We start from the raw sequence: 21,216 nt of genomic DNA on the forward strand, positions 1-21,216 counted from the left end.
TCCTACTTACCCCCGCTGGAGGCCGTCTTGGCTCCCGTCAGCTCCGCGTCGATCATCCTCTTGAAGCCCTCCAGGCTGCGATCGTTGACCTTGCGCCCGTTCAGATAAAGCGAAGGCGTGCCCGTGACGGCGGCATCCGCGCCGTCCCGGAGGTCTTTGGCGATAATCTGCTCGAGGGCCGGATCCTTCATGGTCTTCTCGAACAACGGGACGTTCAGACCAATCTGCTTGGCGAACTCGCTGAACCGGAGCTTTCCCTGCGCGTCGGCCATCGAGGCCTGGTTCTCGAAGATCTTGTCGTGCATCTCCCAGAACTTTCCTTGCTTCATTGCGGCGAGAGAGGCCAGGGCAGCCGGACGGGCGTTCTGGTGGAACGAAAGGGGATACTGCTTGAACACCAGCTTGACCTGCTTGGGATAGGCGTCGAGCACCTGCTTGAGAAGAGGCTCGACCCTCGCACAGTAGGGGCACTGGTAATCGGAGAACAGGACGATGGTGACCTTGGCGCTCTTGGGGCCGCGCACGGGCGAGCCGAGGGTATCGATCTTGTAAACTTTGTTGGGATCCTCCTGGGCGCCGGGCGCCGGGGACGGGGGCGCGGCAGCCAGCTTCGCCAGCGACGCGGCAAGGTTGCTCTGCACCGTCGAGCGATCCTTGCCCGCCTTGACGTCCTGGACGACTTGCTGGGCAAGCGGCAGGCTCTTGCCACAGTGGGGATCCTTCACTCGACACTCCGCCAACGTCATCCCGCAGCCACAGTTGCATCGATTGCCGTTGAGGATTTCGGTGGCCATAGTGACTTGTTGGGGTGTCATCCCGGTGAAGTCCACGCCGTTCATGGGCGTGCCGCCGGGGGCGGGAGCTGGATTCTCCGCAGCGGGGCTGGAAGCGGCGAAGCCAAAGAGGGCAAGAACGACCGCGCCGAGGGCCAAGAATATCGTCGATCGCTTTGGTGCCATGGAGACAATCTCCGATTGGGTTGGTATTCAGATCAATGGGTGGCCTTCATTATAGGTTTCCCCACCCAAAAGTCAAAGGGAAAGAGCCGGGGAACCCGCTGAAATCGGCGCTTTGGGGCGCTCCGGCTTCCCTCCATGTTCGTGCTATACTGCAGACATCCTGGTCGAGCGAGGAGCGCCCTTGAACCGAACCGGCCGTCCGTCGCCCTGCATGGCTCTTCTTCTGATGATAATGCTCGCGACCGCTCTCGTGGCCGAAGAAGAGAAGGCTGCCCCCGGTGCTCTCCCCGAGGTGTCGTCGCCCTGGCGCACGCAGGATTTCGTGGCGCCGCTCGAAAAGGTCCGGAGCGAGCTTCTGGCGATGGCGACCGAGGACGGTTTGACCGTCCAGGAGGGGGACAAGGAGGAAAAAAAGGAGGGTCGCTTCAAAACCGACCTGGTCGAATTCGACAGCAATCGCTTTGGCGTCGACGTCTCAATCCCTCCTCCCAAAGCCAGCCCGAAGTACCCGTTCTTCCAGCTGAACCAGATGACTGCGGGCCGCTACGGGCTCGAGGGCCGGGTATGGAGCCTTTCCCCGACGCAGGTCCGCGTCGATCTCCGGGCGCTGCTGGAGATCCGGGGAATGGACCAGAAGGTGCGCACTCTGCGCTGGGTTCCCCGGCTCTCCAACGGCGAAATCGAATCGAACTATTTCACGCGCCTCTCCCAACGCCTGCTGAAGGCGGCGAACGAAGGCTCCTCGCCGAGGTGATCGCCCTTGGCGCCCGTTCTTCCTTTCCGCGCGCTCCTTTATCACCCGCGATTCGGTCCCGAAATGGGGAGAATCGTCGCCCCTCCCTACGACGTCATCGGCGAGAATCAGCGTAGCGAGCTCGAAAGCTCCCATCCGAAGAACGTCGTCCGCCTGATCCTTCCCGGGGAGGCGGGCCGTGAGGGCGATGGCACGTTCTATGCGGGCGCGGCCGGGCTGTTGAAGAAGTGGCGGGAGGAAGGGACCTTGCAGCAGGATCCCGGAGCCTGCCTGTATCCCTATCGCCAGACGTTCCGGGGTCCCGACGGCTCGGAGTCCTCCCGCCTCGGGTTTTTCGGAGCGCTGGAGATGGAGGAAGCTCGCCAGGGGGCTCCGCTGCCGCACGAGAAGACGCTCGAAGGGCCCCGGCGGGATAGGACCCGGCTCATCGCCGCATGCCGCGCCAACTTGAGCCCGATATTCCTCATCCATCCCGATGAAAGCGGACGGGTCGGCTCGAGTCTGGAGGGCGCCGCCACCCGACCGGCGTTGTTTCGTTTCTCGGATCCGCAGGGCGTCACGCACGAGCTCTGGCGCCTGGACGATCGGGCGTCGATCGATGAAATTCGCAGCGCTATGGGGGGCGACTGGACGCTGATCGCCGACGGCCATCACCGTTACGAGTCGGCGCAGGCGGTGATGCGGGATTTCCCTGAAGAGGCGGGGGCCCGGCGGGTTCTCGCCTTTTTCTGCAGCCTCAAGGATCGGGGTTTCCGAATCTTTCCGATCCATCGGCTCGTCCGCTCGCTCGACGCGGCAAGGGCGGCCGACCTGCGCCGGAGCTTGACGGAGAGGATGACGGCGACGGCGCTTCCGGCCGGGGCCGATCCGGAGGATCTGCTCTTAATGCTCCGTAAGGGCGGCGAAGGAACCTTCGGAGCCGTGTTGCCGGCCGGCCCGCCTCTGATCTTGAAGAGCAGGCCTTCTCCCGCGCCCGGCGCCGGCCCCGCCTTGGAGGACCTGGACACGGTCGTGCTCCAGCGCGAGGTTCTTTCCGGGATTCTCGGAATCTCGCCGGCGGACGCGGAGAGGGGGGCTGTCGGCTTCACGCCCGACGCCCGGGAAGCGTTCCGGCAGGTCCGCCAGGGCGAAGCGGCGGCCGCTTTCCTGTTGAACCCTCTCCGGATCGACTCGGTGATTCGGGCGGCTCGATCGGGCCTCCGCCTGCCGCAGAAAAGCACCTACTTCTTCCCGAAGGTATTCACCGGGCTCGTCATCCGTCCCTTCGAGTCATGACCTCGCTCGATCGGGTGGAGTCAAGGGAGAGATGCGCCTCAGATCTTCCACGATGGGAGGAAGAATTCGCGCCGCTTCGTCCGCGTCCTCCTCGCGGTTGAACGCGCCGAAGCTGAAGTGCACGGAGCCGCGGCCCAGGACGGCGTCGATCCGCATCGCCTTGAGCACGTGGGACTCCTTGTAAGCCTCCCGCGTGCAGGCCGATCCGCTTCCGGCCAGAACCCCCTCATCGCTGAGACGTCCCACGACCGCCTCTCCCTCCACGTAGCGAACGCAAAGACTGAGGTGCCCCGGAATCCGCCGTCGAGGATCTCCGGTGGGCACCCACTCCAGGAGGGAGGTCTGCAGCAGACCGCGCAATCGATCCGCGCAGGCTCGGAGCCGGCGCTCCCGCGCCGGAGCTTCCTGCCGCGCCAGGCGCGCGGCCGCCCCGAAGCCCGCCGCCAGGGACGCTGAGGAAGTGCCGGCGCGCCAGCCCCCCTCCTGCGTCCCTCCCTCCTCCTGCGGGCGCAGCCGAACGCCTTTTCGCACGATCAACGCAGCGATCCCCTTGGGGCCGTGGAACAGGTGGGGCGCCAGGGTGAGGAGGTGAATCGGGGCCCGCGCCCAGATTCCCGGAAGGATTCCCGCCGTGGCGGTCGCATCGGTGTGGAACAAGGCCCCGGCGGCTTCGGCGAGCGCCGCCGCCTCCTCCACGGGCTGAAGAGTTCCCACTTCGGGATTTCCATGCATCACGGAAACCAGGGTCGGGGGCTCCTTCAAGGCGGCCGCCAGAGCTTCGAGGTCGAGGCGACCCTGGGAGTCGACTGGCAGCTCGACGCTCTGGATTCCTTCGGAGGCGAGACTCCTGGCCGGATGAATGACCGACGGGTGCTCGACGGCCGAGAGAAGGAGCTTGCTTCCCCTGCGGTTGCGGGCCCGGCAGATCCCCTTCAACGCGAGGTTGTTCGCCTCGGTCGCGGAGGAGGTGAAGACCACTTCGTCGTCGCGGCATCCCACCAGAGCGGCCACGCCGGCGCGGGACTCCTCGAGGATGGCGAGGGCCGCTTTTCCTGCCCGATGAGGTGCGGCCGGGTTGGCGTACATCTCCGCCAGGTGAGGCAGCATAACCGCCGTGACTCGCGGATCGAGACGCGTGGTGCTGACATTGTCCAGGTAGAGCGATCGGGAAAGCATTCAACCTCGCGTCGCGGGACGGGCGAGAAATTATAGCAGCACAGGAGTTTTGGAGCAGCGGCGGGGCGCTTTTCCGCGAACAGGATAGCCCTCTTGACCGGCCGCCCACCGGAACTGGAAATCAAGCGCGAGAGGGGATTTAGCTGTTGACAACGGCGTTTTTGGAGGTATTAACGTGTCCAGATTCGAGCGCGTCTGCAAAGACAGTTGACGGAAGCAGGGATTCTCGTGGGGGAAGAGGAGACTTGCGGAGTCGGCGTCGGCCCGCGGTTCGGGCACTTCCAGGTCATGGGCGGCCCATGGGGGGTTCACGACGAGAGGATCGGGGCGAGGGAGGAAACGATGATGAGCATTTTCCGGAAGCTGCTGGCGGCCTGGACCATGGTCGTATTCGGCTTGGCGGCGGGGCAAGTCCTCGCGGGCGGGCCAGAGCAGCACAGGACCGCCCGGCGGGTGGCCCAGGGAAGCACGACGGAGCCGGCGCCGCCGCTGTCGCTGGACGTGAAATTGACGAATCTGCAGAAGAACAGCTCGGGAGGTGTCGCCACGATCTCGCTCGACGCCAGCTCGACCGTCGTGCTGGAGGGGGTGAGCGTTTCCATGAACCTCCCCGACGGGGTGATATTCAGCGACGGCTCGCGCTCCAAGAGCTGGACCTTCGACCTGGCGGCCGGCGGGACGCTCAAGATCCCGGCGGACCTCCTGGTATCCGCCGACGGGAAATACGTCGTCTCGGCGGAGGCCATCAGCAGCTACAAGGCCAAGCCGGTCCATCGTGGCTCGTCGCTCAAACTCCTCGTGGGAGTGCAGGAAAAGACGCCGCCCTCCAAGGACGGAGCCATTGAATTCCAGGGCGTCCCCGGCGGAGGGATGTGAACCATGTCCCTCCGAAAGACATTCGCCTGGGTAATCCTGGCGTGGTTCGGTTCTCTGGGCCTGTCCTATGCGAACTGGACCGCTTCGGGGACGTTCCGGTACACCGATCGGGAATTCGACCAGAATGGCTTCACCGGAGTCGAGCCGCCCGTGCCCATCCGTCTTGCCACCGTGGAGGTCCGCGACGCGAACCAATCCGGAAACAAAGGACTCCTGGCGACGACCGCCACCGACGCGAACGGCAACTTCAGCGTCCTGGTCAGCGACACCAAGACGCGGACGGTCTACGTCCGGGTGCTTTCCGTCTCCACCGCCGTTTCCGGGCTCTTTCTCAGGGTGGAGAACGTCATCATCCCCAAGAACGTCTATGCCGTGGCCTCCTCGAACGTGCCGAACCACTCTCCGAGCACGAACGTCAACTTCGGGACGATTACGGCCGCCATCGGGACGGGCGGCAGCGCCTTCAACATCTACGACACGGGCCTGAGAAGCGTCGACTACTTCGCCGCCCTGAACGGAGCGCGGCCGAGCTCGCAGAACCTGCTCACGCTCGAATGGGAGCCCGCGTCGGGAAACGTCGTCTCGAGCTACAACTATTCCGCGAAGCGGGTGCACGTGGGCGATCCGTCGAGCTATAACGACACCGTCATCGCGCACGAGACGGGACACTACGCCTATCACCTCGTTTCGGGACAGGACAATCCCGGCGGCGTGCATCACCTCACGGACTGCAATCAGGACGTCCGGCTCGCCTATGACGAGGGCCGGGCGACCTGGTACGGCCAGTCGGTGCGACGCTATTTCAACCTTCCGCGCCCCGACCTTTATGTGAAGACGACCGGGGCTCCTGGACCGGGCAATCTCGATTTCTACTTCGACGTGGAAACCGAAACCCCTTACTTCTGCAGCGGCAGCGCGAGCGAGGTCGCGGTCTACGCCGCGCTGTGGGACGTCAACGATTCCGCGTCGACGGCCGATGGGTCGGCGGGGGTGGACGACGAGACGCTGTCGCGGCCGGACGCCGACAATTGGGACGTCGACAAGAACTACATCACGACGGCGACCGATCGGAGCCTCGAAGACTTCTGGGACGGCTGGTTCACTCGGGGCAAGGGATTCAAGACCGACATGATTTCCGCGTTTCAGCGCACCAACGTGGAGTTCTACCCCGACTTGCTCGAGCCGAACGGAACGGTCGCGACCGCCTCCTTCAACGCGGCGAACGGGGCGCTGGTCCATCAGACCTATTTCGCGGACGTGAACGGCGATGGGGTGGGCGAAGCGGACACCGATTACTTCTTCTTCAGCGGTGCGGCGGGGACGTCGTACACGATCGAGACCCTGAATCCCTGGGGCGCGCCGAATACTTCTCTGGAGCTGCTGGCAAGCAACGGCTCGACCGTCCTGGCTACCGGCTCCTCGCTCATCGCCTATACCCCGTCCACCAGCGGAACGCTGTACGTTCGCTCCTTCCACGCCGCCAGCTTCGGAGTCTACGGCAGCTATGACTTCCGGATCTCCGGGAACCTCCCGGTCGACGCCGACGGGGACACCTACTTCAGCGACGTCGATTGCAACGATTCGAACCCGGCCATCCATCCCGGCGCGACGGAGATCTGCAACGGGGTGGACGACAACTGCGCGTCGGGGATCGACGAGGGCTTCGACGCCGATTCCGACACTTACACGACGTGCGGCGGCGACTGCAACGATGCAAACGCGGCCATCCACCCCGGCGCGACCGAGATCTGCAACGGCGTGGACGACAACTGCGCGTCGGGGATCGACGAGGGCTTCGACGCCGATTCCGACACCTACCGGACGTGCGACGGCGATTGCAACGACGCGAATCCGGCCGTCCATCCGGGCGCGACGGAGGTCTGCAACGGGGTGGACGACAACTGCGCGTCGGGGATCGACGAGGGCTTCGACGCCGATTCCGACACCTACACGACCTGCGGCGGCGACTGCAACGACACGAATCCGGCCGTCCATCCGGGCGTTTCCGAGGTTTGCTCGAACGGCATCGACGACAACTGCAACTCCCTGACGGACGGGGCGGATCCCGCCTGCCAGGTCGACACGGTCCTCATCACGAAAGCGGAATTCAAGAACGCCGGGCACCGGCTCACCGTATGGGCGACGAGCACCGCGGCCCCCGGGGCCGTTCTCACGCTGGTGGGATACGGGACGATGACCTACGACAGCGCCAACAACCGCTACACGTTCACGCAGAACAACACGTCCAATCCCGGGACGGTCACCGTCACGTCGAGCCAGGGCGGCTCCGACACCGAAGTCGTGACCGTGCTGTAAGACGCGCGCCGTGGCAGGCCGAACGCAAAAAACCCCGCTCCGAGCTACGGAGCGGGGTTTTTTGTCACGGCTAGCAGCTCAGGCGCGCGCGCCGTCCACGGCGTCCCTGAAGATCATTCCGAAGAACTTGTTCACGGGATTGCCCCGCGAGAGAAACGGAAGAACGGGGCGGCGCCGCCTCCCCATGGCGCGGATGTCTCCCAGGATTCCGCGATGGCTCGGATGCAGCTGGAGGCCGCGGAGCAGCACGGGGTAGGCGCGATCCCGTCGGCCCATCCTCAAATGAACCCGGGCGAGATTGTGAAAAAGATCGGGATTGTAGAACTCGACGGTCACGGCGCTCTCGCAAAGCTCCAGAGCCGTCTGGGTCTTCGTGGAGACCATGGCCAGGCAGAGCCCGTAAAAGGAAAGGTACTTCGGCGGCGGAGTGATCTTCTCCACCTTCTTCGCCAGTTCCATGGCCGCCTCGAAATAAGCTAAGCCCGACAGGAAGTCGCCCCGGGAAACCGAATCGACCCCCTTGGCGAAGCTTTTCTCGGCAACGACGTTGCTCATCGGCTGGCACCCCCAGTAGAGAATCGACTGTAGGGGAATATAGGCCGCCGCCAAGCGACGTCAACCGCCCGAAGGTACGGAACTGTAAGAGGATAGAGGGAAAAACACCCGGCCAATCAGGCGCGATCGACTTGCTCCACGAGGGCGGTATTGATCTCCACACGATGGGCCGACCGCAGCCTCTGGAGGTAAGCGCGGAACAGCCGGTCCTTCTTGGCCGCCAAGAGGTTGCTCCGCACCGTTTCCTTCTGCGCTTCGAAACCGTCGAGCGGGTCGGGACGGGCAACTATCCGCACCATGGCGACTCCGTCGGATACGGCCACCGGGCCCAGGGTCTCCCCGGGCTTGAGGGCGAAGATCCGACTCATCGCCTCCGGATCGCCCTCGAGGCCCGGCAGGGCGCCCCCGCGCGCCAGCGCCGGCTCGCTCTTCAGCTCGACCTTGAGCCTCTTAGCGGTGGACGCGAGATCGGAGGCGCCGCCCGCGGCGGCAATCATCCGCGCGGCGCCGCCGACGCGGCCCTGTTTGACCAAATCGGTCCGAACGCGCTCCTTCACCTTCGCGAGCGGCAGGGGAGCGCCGGGAGTCGCCGAAAGGAACTGGACCACCGCCACTCCCATGGAGAGAGGCACGGCCTCCCCGGCGGCGCCTGGTTTCAGCGAAAAGAGCTGCGCTTCCAGCGCCGGCTGGCGGCCCAGGGACGGGAATTCGTCGCCCCGGTGGAAGTCCCGGAAATCACGGACGGGCAAGCCCGCGGCCGCGGCGGCTTTGGCGAAATCGCCTCCCGCCGCCCTGAGCCTCGCGGCAAATTCCTGCGCGCCACGCTGCGCTTCGGGGGCGGCTCGTTCCCGCCTCAGCGAGGCGAGGATCTGGGGGCGGGCCTCCGCCAAGGACATTTCGTGGCCCGGCTGCATGTCGGTCAAGCGGATGACATGAAAGCCGAAGGGGGACCGAACCACGTCCGAGATTTGGCCGACCTTCAGCGACCAGGCGGCATCCGAGAATTCACGCACCATCTGTTCGCGAGCGAAATAGTTGAGGTCGCCGCCCGCGGAGGCGCTGGAGTCCTCCGAAACCTCGCGGGCGACCTTGGCGAAGTCCTCTCCGGAGCGAACCCGGGCGAGCGCTTTTCTCGCCTTGTCTTCGGCGCTCTTCACTTGATCGGGCGTGGCGTCGCTCTTGAGCTTGATCAGGATGTGGCTGGCCCGGCGCCGCTCCGGCAGCGTGTACTGGGTTTTCTGCCCCTGAGCGTACTGCGACCGGATCTCCGCTTCCGGAACATCGATCTTCGAGGCGAGGTCGTTGAGGTCGAAGAGCACGAACCGCCCGGACCGTCCTTCCCCTGACGGATAGTCCGCGGCGTGCTGGCGGTAGTACTGCTCGATCGCGGCCTCGGTCGGCGGCCCGGCCGGAAGCCGCGCGCTGCTCAGGACGAAATACTGAACGGACGCCTTCTCGTTTTGCCGGGTGTAAGCCTCCCGCAGCTCGGCCTCGCTCACCATCGCGGAATCCTCGACGACCGATCGGAGCTTGTCGAGCAGCAGGTCCTGGCGTATCTGGCGCTCGAAGTCCTCGAACCTCGCCTCGTTGCCCCGGAAGAGCTGCTCGTAACGCTCCCTGCCGATGAAGACGCCGTTCTGCTGAAACGACGGGTTCTTCATGATGGCCTCCGCCACTTCCTGCTCCGAGACTTTCAATCCCGCGTCGGCGGCCTCCCGGGTGAGGATCTCGCGGTCGACGAGGCGGTTGACCGCCGCCTGTCCGAGCCGGAGAAACGGCCGCTGCTGCTCGAACTGCGATCCGAGAATCTGCCGGTAGGTGTACTCCATGTTGCGGGCTTCCTGCTGGAAAGCCTGAACGCCGATGATCTGATCGCCGATGCGGGCCGCCCAGGACTCGCGATCGCGATCGGCAGCGCTCCGCCCCCCCCCAATCCCTCCGCCCCAGACGGCGAAGATCGTCAGGATGAAGGAGAGGACGACGGCGACGAGGATCCATTTGAGATGCCTCAGGTTCTCCCGGAAGACGTTCAACATGGATGGTTCTCCAATCAGAAACGGAAGTCCGGCCCGGAACCGACGGCGGGGGCTGGAGGAAAGGCCAGGGAATCAATTCATTCTATCCAAAGGCCCCGGGCCGGATCAAGGAGGAACCGGCCGCCGGGACGACCTTCTTCTTTTGTTTCAAACGGGTTGCGCCCCGGGTGATTCTTCCTATATTTGCCTGCGTGGCGGGATCGGCCCCCCGTGAGGCCCGGTCCCTGTTTCTGTTTGCCGCCGCCGCGGGAGGGCTGAGCGTGTCAACCCGGCAATCCGCCTCGGGGAACATCCTCCTCGACTGGTTCACCGTCTCCTACCGCACCATCGTTCTGAGCATCGTCTTCCTGGTCGGGGCCGCCGGCGCCGTCTTTCTCTTCTATTATCTGCGCGCCGCGGCGGGGGACACTCCGGAGGGTCTCGCACTGCAAGAGCTGACCCGGGCCGAGCGCTTGTTCAGCGAAGCGGAGTCGTCGGCGCGCGACGACCAGTTCGGACAGTCGATCACCCAGGCGGGAAGGCTGCTCGAATCGGCGAGACGATGCTATCGAGACCGCGACTTTTCGCCATCCCGGGAGCTGTCGCTCCAATCGCAGTCGATCTCGCGGAAGATCCTGGAAGCGAACAGCACCGAGAACAGCTTCACCGCCAAGGTCTACCGCTTCGAGGGCGACGTGAAGCTCAAGCGGGTGCGCCAGTTCGTCTGGAAAAGCGTCACGGGAAACGTCGCCTTGAAGGTCGGGGATCAGATCAAGACATCCTCCAACGGCAGCGCCCAGATCGTCTACTTCGACGGCGCCATCACGACCATCAAGCCCGGATCGCTCTTGGAAATCCGCGAGCTCTTCGAGGACCCCGCGACGAAGGTCCGGAAAGTCCGGGAGCGCCTGAATTTTGGCGGCGTCCTTTCCACGACGCAGGGGGGCAACGCCACCGGTTCCTTCCATGAGGTATCGACCGAAACCTCGGTGGCCCGGGCCGAGGATCGGGCGCAGATGGCGATCGAGTACGACCAGCAGCAGAAAGTCACCCGCGCCGCCGTCGAAAGCGGCGAAGCCGAGGTCAGTTCGGGAGGCAGCACGGTCAAGCTCGGCCGGCTGGAGCAGGTGAGGATCAGCGGGTCGCAGCAATTCGCCCCCAAGGAGGCGATTCTGGGCTCGCCCTCGCTCGTGGAACCCATCGATCAGCGGGTCTTCGTGTACGAGCCCGGCCAGAAGGCGACGACCGCGCTGAAGTGGGGCAAAGTGGCCGGCGCCGATTCCTACCGACTGCAAATCTCCCAGCAGCCTCTTTTCGGCCTGCTGCTCCTGGACAAGCCCGATGTGACCTCCACGTCGGTGGTGCTTCCCGATCTGGCTTCCGGCGGCTACTACTGGAGGGTCAGCGCCCGCGACACCCGGGGCACCGAGGGGGCGTTCTCGGAGACGCGCAAGTTCCGGATCGGGTCGGAGCGGGAAAGGGGCCCGGGCGACAAGGTCCCTCCCCCCCTGCAAATCATCGACTTCCTGCCCAGCGGGGCGCTGGTGATCGTCAAGGGGAGGACCGAGCCGGCGGCGGCCATCGCGATCGACGGACAGCCGGTGGATGTGTATGACGACGGAACGTTCACCGCGGTCGTCAAGATGAAGCACGACGGCCCCAATACTCTGGAGATCGTCTCCCAGGACACTTCGGGAAACGAGACGAGAATCCGCAAGAGCGTCTACGTGGAAACCTACTGATGGCTTCCCCGCGGGAGATCCTCGTCCTGATCGAGGACGAGACGAAGCCGGGCAGCCTCGTCCGGCCGGCTTCCGGCACCGGCGCGCGCCTCCGGGTGAAGCGGTGGGGGCGTCTCGCGGGGGAGGACCTCTCCCGGCGCGGCCTGGAAGCCGTCGTCTTCAAATCGGCGGACGACGACGGGGAGCGGCGCCTCCGGCGAAAGCTCTCCAGCATGCTGCCCCGGGGCGTCGCCCGCATCGCTCTGACGCCCCGCGGATCGGCGCGGGCCCTGAACGGCCGCGGGCCGGGCGCCGACCTTCATCTCTCGGCGCCCGTGGATCTCAGGATTCTGACCGCCCTTCTGGCCAAGTCACGCCGGTGCCGCGAGCTGGAGGAGATTTCGAGGAGGTCGCGCCGCGTGGCGGGTGAGCTCTCCCGCTACTTGAAGGTCCTCGGGGAGATCATGCGAAACAGCAACGCCGAATTCGAGCCGAAGCGGATCATGGACATGGCGATGCTGAAGGTCCGGAATCTCTGTCCCGTCGATTCCTGGTCGATCTTCCTGGTGGACGAGGAGAAGAGCTGCCTGGTCCTCGAGTCGGCCGGGGGTGCCGAGATGGGGGGCCGGCGGGGATCGCGCCTCGGGATGGGGGAAGGGCTGGCCGGGCGCGTCTTGCGCGCCCGGGCGCCGATCCTCATCTCCCGTCAGGGGGAATCCCGGTCCACCCTGCCGATGCCGGAGATCCCGGAGCGGTTCGAATGGTCGGGAGTCCTGGGACTTCCGCTCCTGAGCCGGGGCAAGGCGATCGGCGCGGTGGAATTGATCCAGGGGCCTCATCGTCCAGCGTTCCGCCGGCGGGGTGTTCGCGCCCTCGCGCTGCTTCTCGAGCCGGTGGCGATCGCCATCGAAAACGCGCTGCTGCTCAAGCGCTCGGAGGAGCTTTCCATCACGGACGATCTGACCAAGCTGTTCAATTCGAGATATCTGAACAGCTATCTGCTGCGCGAGGTGCAGCGGTCGCGCCGTTACGGGGCCAGCGTCTCCTTGATCTTCCTCGATCTCGACGGCTTCAAGAACGTGAACGACGGCCACGGCCACCTGGCCGGGAGCCGCGCGCTCGTGGAAGTGGGAGCCGTGATCCGGAACATGGTGCGGGAGATCGACGTCGTGTCGCGTTTCGGAGGCGACGAGTTCACCATCATCCTCCCCCAGACCGGCCCCGAAGGGGCCATGGTCATCGCCGAGCGCATGCGAGTCCGAATCGAGGAAACCGTTTTCCTGGAGACGTTTGGCCTGAAAGTCAGGCTCACCGCGAGCTTCGGGATCGCCTGCTTTCCGGATCACGGCCAGACGAAGGACGCCCTCATCCAAAAGGCGGATCAGGCCATGTACCGGGTGAAAGGCAGGGGCAAAAACGGTGTGGAGCTGGCCGACTGACGGAAGATTGACAAGGGGGAAGGCAAAACCTATATTGAGTTTTCTAGGGCGGGAAGCGGTTTTGTTTCGAACCGGTTAGGGGAATGGGAATCTGAATGGCCAACAACGGCATGAGCTGGAGCCCGCGATCGCTCCTGAGTCTTTTCTCCAACGATCTGGCGATCGATCTCGGCACCGCCAACACGCTGGTCTATGCGCGGGGGAAGGGGATCGTGGTCTGCGAGCCCTCGATCATCGCCGTGAACCAGAAGACGGGCCGCGTCGAAGCGGTGGGCAAGGAAGCGAAGGAGATGCTCGGGAGGACGCCGGGAAACATCATTGCGATCCGTCCGATGAAGGACGGCGTCATCGCCGATTTCGAGCACACCGAGAAGATGCTGGACCACTTCATCAAGAAGGCCCATAACCGGTCCCTCGGGGTCCGCCCGCGGATCGTCATCGGGGTTCCCTCCGAGATCACCCAGGTGGAGAAGCGCGCCGTGAAGGACTCCGCCTACCGCGCCAAGGCCTCCGAGGTCTATCTGGTGGAGCAGGCGATGGTGGCGGCCGTCGGAGCCGGTCTTCCGGTCACCGAGCCGACCGGCAACATGGTGGTGGACATCGGCGGGGGAACGACGGACGTGGCGGTGATATCGATGGCCGGAATCGTATACAGCCGATCGGTGCGCATCGCCGGCAACAAGATGGACGAGGACATCGTCCAGTACATCAAGAGAAAATACAATCTCCTGGTGGGGGAGAGGACGGCGGAGGAGATCAAGATCAACATCGGCTCCGCGTTTCCGCTCGAAGAGGAACTCACGATGGAGATCAAAGGGCGGGACTTGGTGGAGGGAATACCCAAGACGCTGGTGATCTCCGACGAAGAGATCCGCGAAGCCCTGTCGGAGACGGTTTCCAACATCATCGAGGCGGTGCGGGTGGCTTTGGAGCAGACGCCGCCGGAGCTCTCGGCCGACATCGTCGACAAGGGGATCGTCCTCACGGGAGGAGGGTCCCTCCTCAAGAACCTCGACAAGCGGCTCCGGGAGGAGACCGGTCTCCCCGTCTCGATGGCGGACGATCCCCTGGCGTCGGTGGTGCTGGGCACCGGGAAGATGCTGAACGACTTCAATCTTCTCCGGAAGATTTCCATCGACTAACCGCCGGCGGGCCGCGGGGACCGGCGGGCCGGTACCCCTCTCCGAAAAAAGATGAACAAGTCCCTTCCGGAGCGAAGACCCTTTCTCCTCCTGGTCCTGCTCCTCTCCTCCCTGCTGGTCCTGATGTCCTCGCAGGTGCGGACCGGCCGCGGGACGAGCCTCCTCGAGGACAGTCTCCTGAACGTCACCGGACCGCTTGTCCGCGGGGTCTCGGGAGGCGCGGGTTCGGTGGCGGGCCTTTGGGCCTCGTACGTCGATCTGCGCGGCGTCCGCGCCCAAAACCTGGAGCTCCGGTCCCGGCTGGGGCGGCTCGAGGAACAGGGGCGCGAAGGCGAGGAATTCCGGCGCGAAAACCTGCGCCTGAGGGAGCTGCTCGATCTGAAGCGGGCCCAGGAATTCCCCTCCCTCGCGGCCGAAGTGCTCGCTCTGGGAGCCGTGGGACAGTCACGCACCGCCCTGATCGGGCGCGGGACGCGGGACGGGGTCCGGCGCGACATGCCGGTGGTGAACCGTCATGGGGTCGTGGGCCGCGTCATCGCCGTGGGGGAGCGCGTGGCCAAGGTGCAGCTGCTGATCGACCCGAACAGCGGCGTGGCGGGAATCTTCCAGCGAACCCGCGGGCAGGGGATGGTGGTGGGCATGGGCGATCGAGGCTGCCGGATGGAGTACGTCTCCGAGCTGGAGAACGTCGAGGTCGGAGATGTCGTGGTCACGTCGGGGCTGGATCAGATTTACCCCAAGGGACTGACGATCGGCGTGGTGCTCTCTGTCGAGGAGGGCGACCAGCTGACGAAGAACATCGTAATCCGGCCCGAAGTCGATTTCCGGCGCCTGGAGGAGATCCTCGTCCTGCTGAATCCGGAGACGGAGAGGCCCCCGCGCGAGGTCTCGCCATGAAGTCCCTGTGGCGCGGCGCGGCCGGGCTCCTGGCGGCGGCGGGGGGGCAGTTTCTGCTCGTCCGCTACCTGCCGGCTCTGGGCCGCTCGGTGGATCTCTTTACGGTGCTGGTCATCTTCTACGCGGTGACGCGCCGGCGCGTCGGTGTCATGATGATGGGAACCGCCGCGGGCCTGACGGAGGATCTGCTGACCCACACCTTCCTCGGGATGAACGCTTTCAAGAAGACGCTGGTCGGTTACCTGATGGGGACCCTGGGCTCCTTCTTCATGCTCAGCCAGCCGATTCCCCGCTTCGGCGTGCTGATCGTCGCGACCTTCCTGGAGGCGGTCACGGAAGCGGTGCTCGTCCTGGTTCTGGGGCAGCACCTGGTCCTCCCGAACGGCTCCGATCTCTTGTGGCTGGGCCTCGGCAACGGGATCGCGGGGATTCTGGGATACTGGTTGATCGCGAAGATGGTGGATTGAGCCGTGCCCTGGGACTACCGCAGCAGCAAGGACTTCAAGGATTTCTACGAAGAGCGGCGCCTGCATCGGCGGATCACCTTCATCTTCGTCCTGCTCGCGGGCCTTTTTCTCTCCTACCTTTCCAACCTCTGGTACCTGCAGGTGGTCAACGGGGAGAACTACCGCAGGCTGGCCGACAACAACCGGCTGCGCCAGGTCGTGCTCAATCCTCTCCGGGGGACGATCCTGGATCGGGCCGGCCGGCCCATCGTCCGCAACCGGCTCTCCTTCAACGTCCTGCTCGATCGGGAGAAGGTGATCGACCGGGAGGGCATCATCCGCACGCTCTCTCGGGTGCTGAACCTTCCCGAGGAGACGATCCGGGACCGGATCGCGCGCTACAAGAACCGCCCCGTCTTCGAGCCCGTCATCGTCAAGGAGGACGTTGATCTCTCGGAGGCGGCGTACCTGGAATCCCGCCGTCTGGAGCTCCCGGAGATCTCCGTGGCCGTCGAGCCGAAGCGGAGCTACGAGCAAGGGGAGCTGGCCGCCCACGCGCTGGGTTACGTAGGGGAGATTTCGGAAACCCAGCTCTCGAAGCCGCGCTACGCTGGGTTCCAGCTCGGGGACGTGGTGGGAAAGGCCGGCCTCGAAAGCTTCTACGACGGCGATCTCACGGGCCAGAAAGGCTGGAAGCAGATGATTGTGAACAGCCTGGGCCGGGAAATCCGCGAGCTCCCGGTGGGACGAAGACCGGTCTCCGGAAACTCCCTGCGCCTCACGATCGACCTCGACCTTCAACGGGAGCTGGAGGAGGCTTTCGCCGACAAGGGCGGATCCGCCGTATTCCTGGATCCCGACTCGGGGGAGATTCTGGCGCTGGTAAGCCGGCCGGCGTTCGATCCGAATATTTTCGCCCGGCGCTTCTCGGCCGCGGAGTGGGGGAGCCTGATCAACTCCCCGGCGCATCCCTTGCAGAACCGGGCCATCCAGAGCAAGTTCGCCCCGGGATCGGTCTTCAAGATCGTGCTGGCGGTCGCGGCGCTGGAGTCGGGCAAGGCCGGTCCAGGCCGCACCGATTCGTGCCCCGGTTACGCCTACATCTACGGCCGGAAATTTCTCTGCCACCAGGAGGGCGGCCATGGCACCATCGCCATGGTGGAGGCGATCAAGAAGTCCTGCAACGTCTATTTCTATCACCTCGGCCGGGATCTCGGGATCGGGTTGATCTCGCAGTGGGCCCACAACCTGGGCTTCGGATCGCGGACGGGCATCGACCTGCTCCACGAGGAGGCCGGCACCGTTCCGGACGAGGAATGGAAGCGCCGCACCCGGAAGGAGCCCTGGTATCCCGGGGAAACGATTTCCGTGTCGATTGGCCAGGGAGCGCTTGAAGTCACTCCGATTCAGATGGCGAGCTTTGCGGCCGCCATCGGCAACGGCGGGGTGTTCTACCGGCCCTTCCTGCTGAAGAGCCGGGAAGTGCGCGACGGAGTGGAGGAGGCGGAGCGCGCGGGAGAAGTCGTGCGCCGCATCCATCTCAAGCCCTCGACGTTGCAGGTGGTCAAGCAGGCGATGTGGGAAGTGGTGAATCAAGGGGGGACGGGGACCCGGGCCATGATTCCGGGCAAGGATGTCTGCGGCAAGACCGGCACTGCGCAGGTCGTGAAGGCCTCCGCCGGGGTAAAGAGCGAGAAGCTGGCGGAGTCGATCCGCGACAACGCCTGGTTCGTGGGCTTCGCTCCGCGAGACCGGCCCCGCATCGCGTTCGCGGTGTTTGTGGAGCGGGGAGGCCACGGCGGGGAGGCCGCGGCCCCGATCGCCCAACGCGTCATGCTGAAGTTCTTCGAAAAACAGGAACATCACGAGGAGCCCGCCCAGATTGCTCGAACGGCGCAGCATCCATAACATCGACTGGCTTCTGGCATTCTCCGTGCTGGCGATCGCGGCCATCGGAGCGGGAATGGTCTACTCCGCCACCGTCGGTGGGCCTCTCTCCGGCCTCGCGGGCAAGCAGGCGGTGTATCTGCTGATCGGACTCCTGGCGCTCGTTCTGGCGGTTTCGATCGACTACCATACGCTCTCCGAGCTAAGTCCCATTCTTTACGGGACCAGCGTGGTCCTGCTGATCTACCTGCTCTTCTTCGGGCGGGCGATCGCCAACACCCGGGGATGGCTCGAGCTCGGGCCCGTAAACTTTCAGCCGGCCGAGATGGCGAAGGTGACGACGCTGCTGGCGCTGTCCAGCTTCATGAGCCGCCGGAGGACCGCGGAGCTCGGTTTCTCCAACATGACCTCGATCCTGGCCATCGTCGGCCTTCCGGTCCTCCTCATCGCGCGCCAGCCCGATCTGGGAACGGCGCTGACGTTTCTTCCCCTGATTGCCGTGGCGGCGTTTCTGGGGGGAATCCGGGTCCGCACCATTGCCATTCTCGTCCTGATCCCGATCCTGGCGCTCCCCCTGCTGTGGAATCACTACCTCCAGGCCTACCAGAAGGTCCGCGTGCTGACCTTTCTCGATCCGGCGCGCGATCCCAAGGGGGCCGGATACCAGGTGCTCCAGTCGAAGATCGCCGTCGGTTCCGGAGGCCTGGTGGGCAAAGGCTTCCTGGAGGGGACCCAGGGACAGCTCAACTTCCTTCCGGCGCAGCACACCGACTTTATCTTCGCCCTGCTGGCCGAGGAGCGCGGGTTCCTCGGCTCGATGATTGTCTTGTCTCTCTACTTCGTAGTAATCTACCGCTGCATCGCCATCGCCCGCTCCGCCCGGGATCGCCTGGGGGTCTTCCTCGCGATGGGAATGGTGGCGCTCTTTGCCTGCCAGGTTCTCATCAACATCGGGGTCGTCGTGGGTCTCATGCCGACGACGGGAGTGCCGCTTCCGCTGATGAGCTACGGCGGATCCTCCCTGATCAGCAGCCTCGCCGGGATGGGGCTCGTGCTGAACGTCTGGATGAGGCGCCTGGTCAACTGAGCCGGACGGCGTGGCTGGAGGAAAGGTGAGCCGCTACACCGAGGCCATCGAAGCGATCCTTCCAAAGGTCCAACGGCCCACGCGCTACATCGGCGGCGAGTGGAACGCCGTCCTCAAAGATCCCTCCGGCGTCGACGTCCGCCTGGCGCTCGCCTTCCCCGACAGCTACGAAATCGGCATGTCGCACCTCGGGCTCCGGATACTCTATGCGCTGCTGAATTCCCGGCCCGGGATTTGGGCCGAGCGCGTCTTCTGCCCGTGGATCGACATGGAGGCCGAGCTTCGCGCCGGCCGAATTCCCCTGACGACGCTGGAAAGCGAGACCCCTCTGTCGGAATTCGACATCGTCGGGTTCTCCCTTCAATACGAGCTCAACTACTCGAACATCCTGACGATGATGGACCTCGGGGGCATCCCGTTCTTCTCGGCGGACCGGCGCGAAGGCGATCCCTTGATCATCGGGGGCGGCTCCATGGCGTTCAACCCGGAGCCGCTCGCCGATTTCTTCGACTGCATTCTCATCGGCGACGGCGAGGACCTGATTCTCGACTTCGTCGAGAAGTTCAGGCGTCTGCGCCGGGACGGCGCCTCACGTCGCGAGATGCTGCGGGGGCTGGCGGCGGTGGAGGGAGTCTACGTGCCCTCGCTGTACGACACGCGGCCCGATCCGAAGACGGGCTTCCTGCTGCCGCAGCCGACCGCGCCGGCTCCGTTCCCCGTGAAACGCCGAATCCTCTTCGACATCGATCGTTACCCCTTTCCCGACGACGTCGTGGTGCCTTTCAGCGAAATCGTGCACGATCGTGTTTCAGTGGAAATCATGCGCGGCTGCACGGTCGGCTGCCGCTTCTGCCAGGCCGGCATCATCTACCGCCCGGTGCGCGAGCGCTCGCCGGAGTCGATCAAGGCGGTCTTGGAGAAGAGCTTGCGGAGGACCGGTTTCGACGAGGCTTCCCTGACCTCCTTGAACTCGGGCGAATACGGGGGGGTGGCGGATCTGATCTCGGATCTCATGGACGGCTTCCAGGAAGATCGGACTTCGCTCTCCCTCTCCTCCCTGCGTCCCTCCAGCCTCAACGAGCGAATCGCCGAGCAGATACGGCGCGTGCGCAAGACCGGGTTCACCATGGCCCCGGAGGCGGGCACCCAGCGGCTGCGGGACGTCATCAACAAGGGAACGAGCGAGCGCGACATCCTGTTCGGCGCGGAGAACGCTTTCCGCCAGGGATGGGAGGTTCTGAAGCTCTACTTCATGATTGGGCTGCCGACGGAGACCGACGCCGACATCCAGGGAATTCTCGAGCTGACCCATCGGATTCTCCGCCTCGGCCGGCAGTACGCGAAGCGGGCTGCACGCATCACCCTGTCGGCCTCCTCGTTCATTCCGAAGCCGCACACCCCGTTCCAGTGGCTCCCGATGGAGCGCATGGAAGCGCTGCGCGAGAAACAGTCCCGGATCCGGAGCGGCGTGCGCGGATCGGCGATTCAATTCAAATGGCACGACGTGGAGATTTCGTGGCTGGAGGGGATCTTCGCGAAAGGGGACCGGACGCTGGGACGGACGCTCCTCCGGGCCTGGGAGCGCGGGTGCCGCTACGACGGGTGGACCGAGCACTTTCGCTACCGCGATTGGGTCGAGGCGTTGTCGGAGACGGGCGTGGATCCGGAGCGCTTCTTGTATCAGAGACTGGAGGTCGGCTCGCGGCACACCTGGGATCACATCGACTCGGGAGTCTCCGAGCGCTACCTGGCCAAGGAACTCACGATGAGCCTGACGTCCGTGCCGACCGACACCTGCGGGATCGACAAGTGCTACGGGTGCGGCTCTTTCGCGCGGCAGTGCGTTTCCGGAGAGCTCGTTCCCGGGACGATGGGGGAGCTGTGCCAGATCGAGCGACCGGCGTCGCTGCCTCCGCCCCCGCCGAGCCCGCGCCATCGCTACCGGGCGCGATACCACAAACTGGGACGGATGAGGTTCCTCTCCCACCTGGAGCTGTCCCGGACCATGATGCGGGCCTTCCGTCGTGCCGGCATCTCCCTGGCTCACACCGAAGGATTCCATCCCATGCCGCGGCTCGCTTACGCGTCGGCGCTGGCGGTCGGGGTCGAATCCACCGGGGAGTATCTCGATTTCGAGACGGTGGAGCCCGTCGACCCCGCCGCGGTCGCCCCGCGGATCAACGGCTGCCTGCCCGCGGGGCTGGGGCTGGATCAAGTGGAAGAGGTCGAGGCCGGATCGCGCTCCTTGGGAGACCTGGTGAACGCGGCGCGGTACGCGGTGCGCCTCCGGCAGCCGCCGCCGGGACGCTCCCTTCGCGAGGATCTGGCGGAAAGGATTCAAGCCTCGCCCAGAAGGTTGATCACCCGGGACCGCAAAGGCCGGACGGAAGAGCTGGACATCCTGCCCTCGATCGTCCGGATCGACGCCGACGAGCAGGGGGAGATCGAGATGATCCTGCGCCTGGGCGAGACCGGCTCGGCGCGTCCCGACGACGTGATCCGCGGGCTGTACGGACCGGAGGCCTCGGCGGAGAGAATATTCCGCAGGGATCTCCTCGTTCTCCGGGAGTCCGGCCTGGTGACGCCCATGGAGTGCCGGCGGCAGGAGGTTCCCGAACCGCTCCCCCCTTCGGCCGCCTAGTCGCCGCGCCGAAGCGGCCCCCGAAAACAG

At 65.1% G+C, this 21,216-nt stretch carries 16 protein-coding genes; 12 read left to right on the forward strand and 4 right to left on the reverse strand.

From position 1 onward, the window contains the following. Nucleotides 1-2: 2 nt before the first annotated feature. Nucleotides 3-725: a thioredoxin domain-containing protein gene (locus VGR67_11025; protein HEV8336941.1), complete on the reverse strand. Its 723-nt coding sequence runs from the start codon at nucleotides 723-725 to the stop codon at nucleotides 3-5. A gap of 415 nt (nucleotides 726-1,140) precedes the next feature. Between VGR67_11025 and VGR67_11030 the strand changes: the two genes are divergently transcribed. Together VGR67_11030 and VGR67_11035 are read left to right on the forward strand one after the other, a co-directional pair. Further along, nucleotides 1,141-1,713, forward strand: coding sequence for a hypothetical protein (locus tag VGR67_11030; protein ID HEV8336942.1), 573 nt, complete (start codon nucleotides 1,141-1,143; stop codon nucleotides 1,711-1,713). A gap of 6 nt (nucleotides 1,714-1,719) precedes the next feature. Next, a complete protein-coding gene (locus tag VGR67_11035) occupies nucleotides 1,720-2,988 on the forward strand; it encodes a DUF1015 domain-containing protein (protein ID HEV8336943.1) in 1,269 nt (422 codons plus the stop codon). On the opposite strand, the gene VGR67_11040 is transcribed toward VGR67_11035, so the two are convergent. Then, nucleotides 2,983-4,164: a cysteine desulfurase family protein gene (locus VGR67_11040; protein HEV8336944.1), complete on the reverse strand. Its 1,182-nt coding sequence runs from the start codon at nucleotides 4,162-4,164 to the stop codon at nucleotides 2,983-2,985. The two genes, VGR67_11035 and VGR67_11040, sit on opposite strands and share 6 nt — an antisense overlap. 342 nt (nucleotides 4,165-4,506) lie before the next feature. Between VGR67_11040 and VGR67_11045 the strand changes: the two genes are divergently transcribed. Both VGR67_11045 and VGR67_11050 read left to right on the forward strand, forming a co-directional pair. Then, nucleotides 4,507-5,040, forward strand: coding sequence for a hypothetical protein (locus VGR67_11045; GenBank protein HEV8336945.1), 534 nt, complete (start codon nucleotides 4,507-4,509; stop codon nucleotides 5,038-5,040). Between the two features lie 3 nt (nucleotides 5,041-5,043). Next, a complete protein-coding gene (locus VGR67_11050; GenBank protein ID HEV8336946.1) occupies nucleotides 5,044-7,356 on the forward strand; it encodes a MopE-related protein in 2,313 nt (770 codons plus the stop codon). A gap of 78 nt (nucleotides 7,357-7,434) precedes the next feature. On the opposite strand, the gene VGR67_11055 is transcribed toward VGR67_11050, so the two are convergent. Together VGR67_11055 and VGR67_11060 are read right to left on the reverse strand one after the other, a co-directional pair. Beyond that, nucleotides 7,435-7,911: a hypothetical protein gene (locus tag VGR67_11055; protein ID HEV8336947.1), complete on the reverse strand. Its 477-nt coding sequence runs from the start codon at nucleotides 7,909-7,911 to the stop codon at nucleotides 7,435-7,437. A 116-nt stretch (nucleotides 7,912-8,027) separates the two neighbouring features. Beyond that, nucleotides 8,028-9,947, reverse strand: coding sequence for a peptidyl-prolyl cis-trans isomerase (locus tag VGR67_11060; GenBank protein HEV8336948.1), 1,920 nt, complete (start codon nucleotides 9,945-9,947; stop codon nucleotides 8,028-8,030). A gap of 260 nt (nucleotides 9,948-10,207) precedes the next feature. Here VGR67_11060 and VGR67_11065 point away from each other — a divergent pair, with 260 nt between their 5' ends. The 8 genes from VGR67_11065 to VGR67_11100 all read left to right on the forward strand — a co-directional run bounded on the left by VGR67_11065 (nucleotide 10,208) and on the right by VGR67_11100 (nucleotide 21,186). Next, the gene (locus VGR67_11065; protein HEV8336949.1) at nucleotides 10,208-11,668 is read left to right on the forward strand and encodes a FecR domain-containing protein; all 1,461 of its coding nucleotides are present in this window, start codon (nucleotides 10,208-10,210) and stop codon (nucleotides 11,666-11,668) included. Continuing rightward, the gene (locus VGR67_11070) at nucleotides 11,668-13,086 is read left to right on the forward strand and encodes a sensor domain-containing diguanylate cyclase (GenBank protein HEV8336950.1); all 1,419 of its coding nucleotides are present in this window, start codon (nucleotides 11,668-11,670) and stop codon (nucleotides 13,084-13,086) included. Before VGR67_11065 ends, VGR67_11070 begins: the two co-directional genes overlap by 1 nt. A gap of 95 nt (nucleotides 13,087-13,181) precedes the next feature. Further along, complete coding sequence (locus tag VGR67_11075; protein HEV8336951.1) at nucleotides 13,182-14,228, forward strand: rod shape-determining protein; 1,047 nt, start codon at nucleotides 13,182-13,184, stop codon at nucleotides 14,226-14,228. Nucleotides 14,229-14,279: 51 nt separating this feature from the next. Then, nucleotides 14,280-15,125, forward strand: a complete 846-nt coding sequence (gene mreC, locus VGR67_11080; GenBank protein HEV8336952.1) for a rod shape-determining protein MreC — start codon at nucleotides 14,280-14,282, stop codon at nucleotides 15,123-15,125. Further along, entirely contained in the window at nucleotides 15,122-15,592 is a 471-nt protein-coding gene (gene mreD / locus VGR67_11085) for a rod shape-determining protein MreD (GenBank protein HEV8336953.1), read from the forward strand. The genes mreC and mreD overlap by 4 nt, the downstream gene beginning before the upstream one ends. A gap of 3 nt (nucleotides 15,593-15,595) precedes the next feature. Then, the gene (mrdA, locus tag VGR67_11090) at nucleotides 15,596-17,479 is read left to right on the forward strand and encodes a penicillin-binding protein 2 (GenBank protein ID HEV8336954.1); all 1,884 of its coding nucleotides are present in this window, start codon (nucleotides 15,596-15,598) and stop codon (nucleotides 17,477-17,479) included. Next, the gene (rodA, locus tag VGR67_11095) at nucleotides 17,454-18,545 is read left to right on the forward strand and encodes a rod shape-determining protein RodA (protein ID HEV8336955.1); all 1,092 of its coding nucleotides are present in this window, start codon (nucleotides 17,454-17,456) and stop codon (nucleotides 18,543-18,545) included. Before mrdA ends, rodA begins: the two co-directional genes overlap by 26 nt. Nucleotides 18,546-18,570: 25 nt before the next feature. Beyond that, nucleotides 18,571-21,186, forward strand: coding sequence for a TIGR03960 family B12-binding radical SAM protein (locus VGR67_11100; protein HEV8336956.1), 2,616 nt, complete (start codon nucleotides 18,571-18,573; stop codon nucleotides 21,184-21,186). The last annotated feature ends 30 nt before the right edge of the window (nucleotides 21,187-21,216 follow it).

This window comes from Candidatus Polarisedimenticolia bacterium, assembly GCA_036004685.1.
Classification (GTDB): domain Bacteria; phylum Acidobacteriota; class Polarisedimenticolia; order Gp22-AA2; family AA152; genus DASYRE01.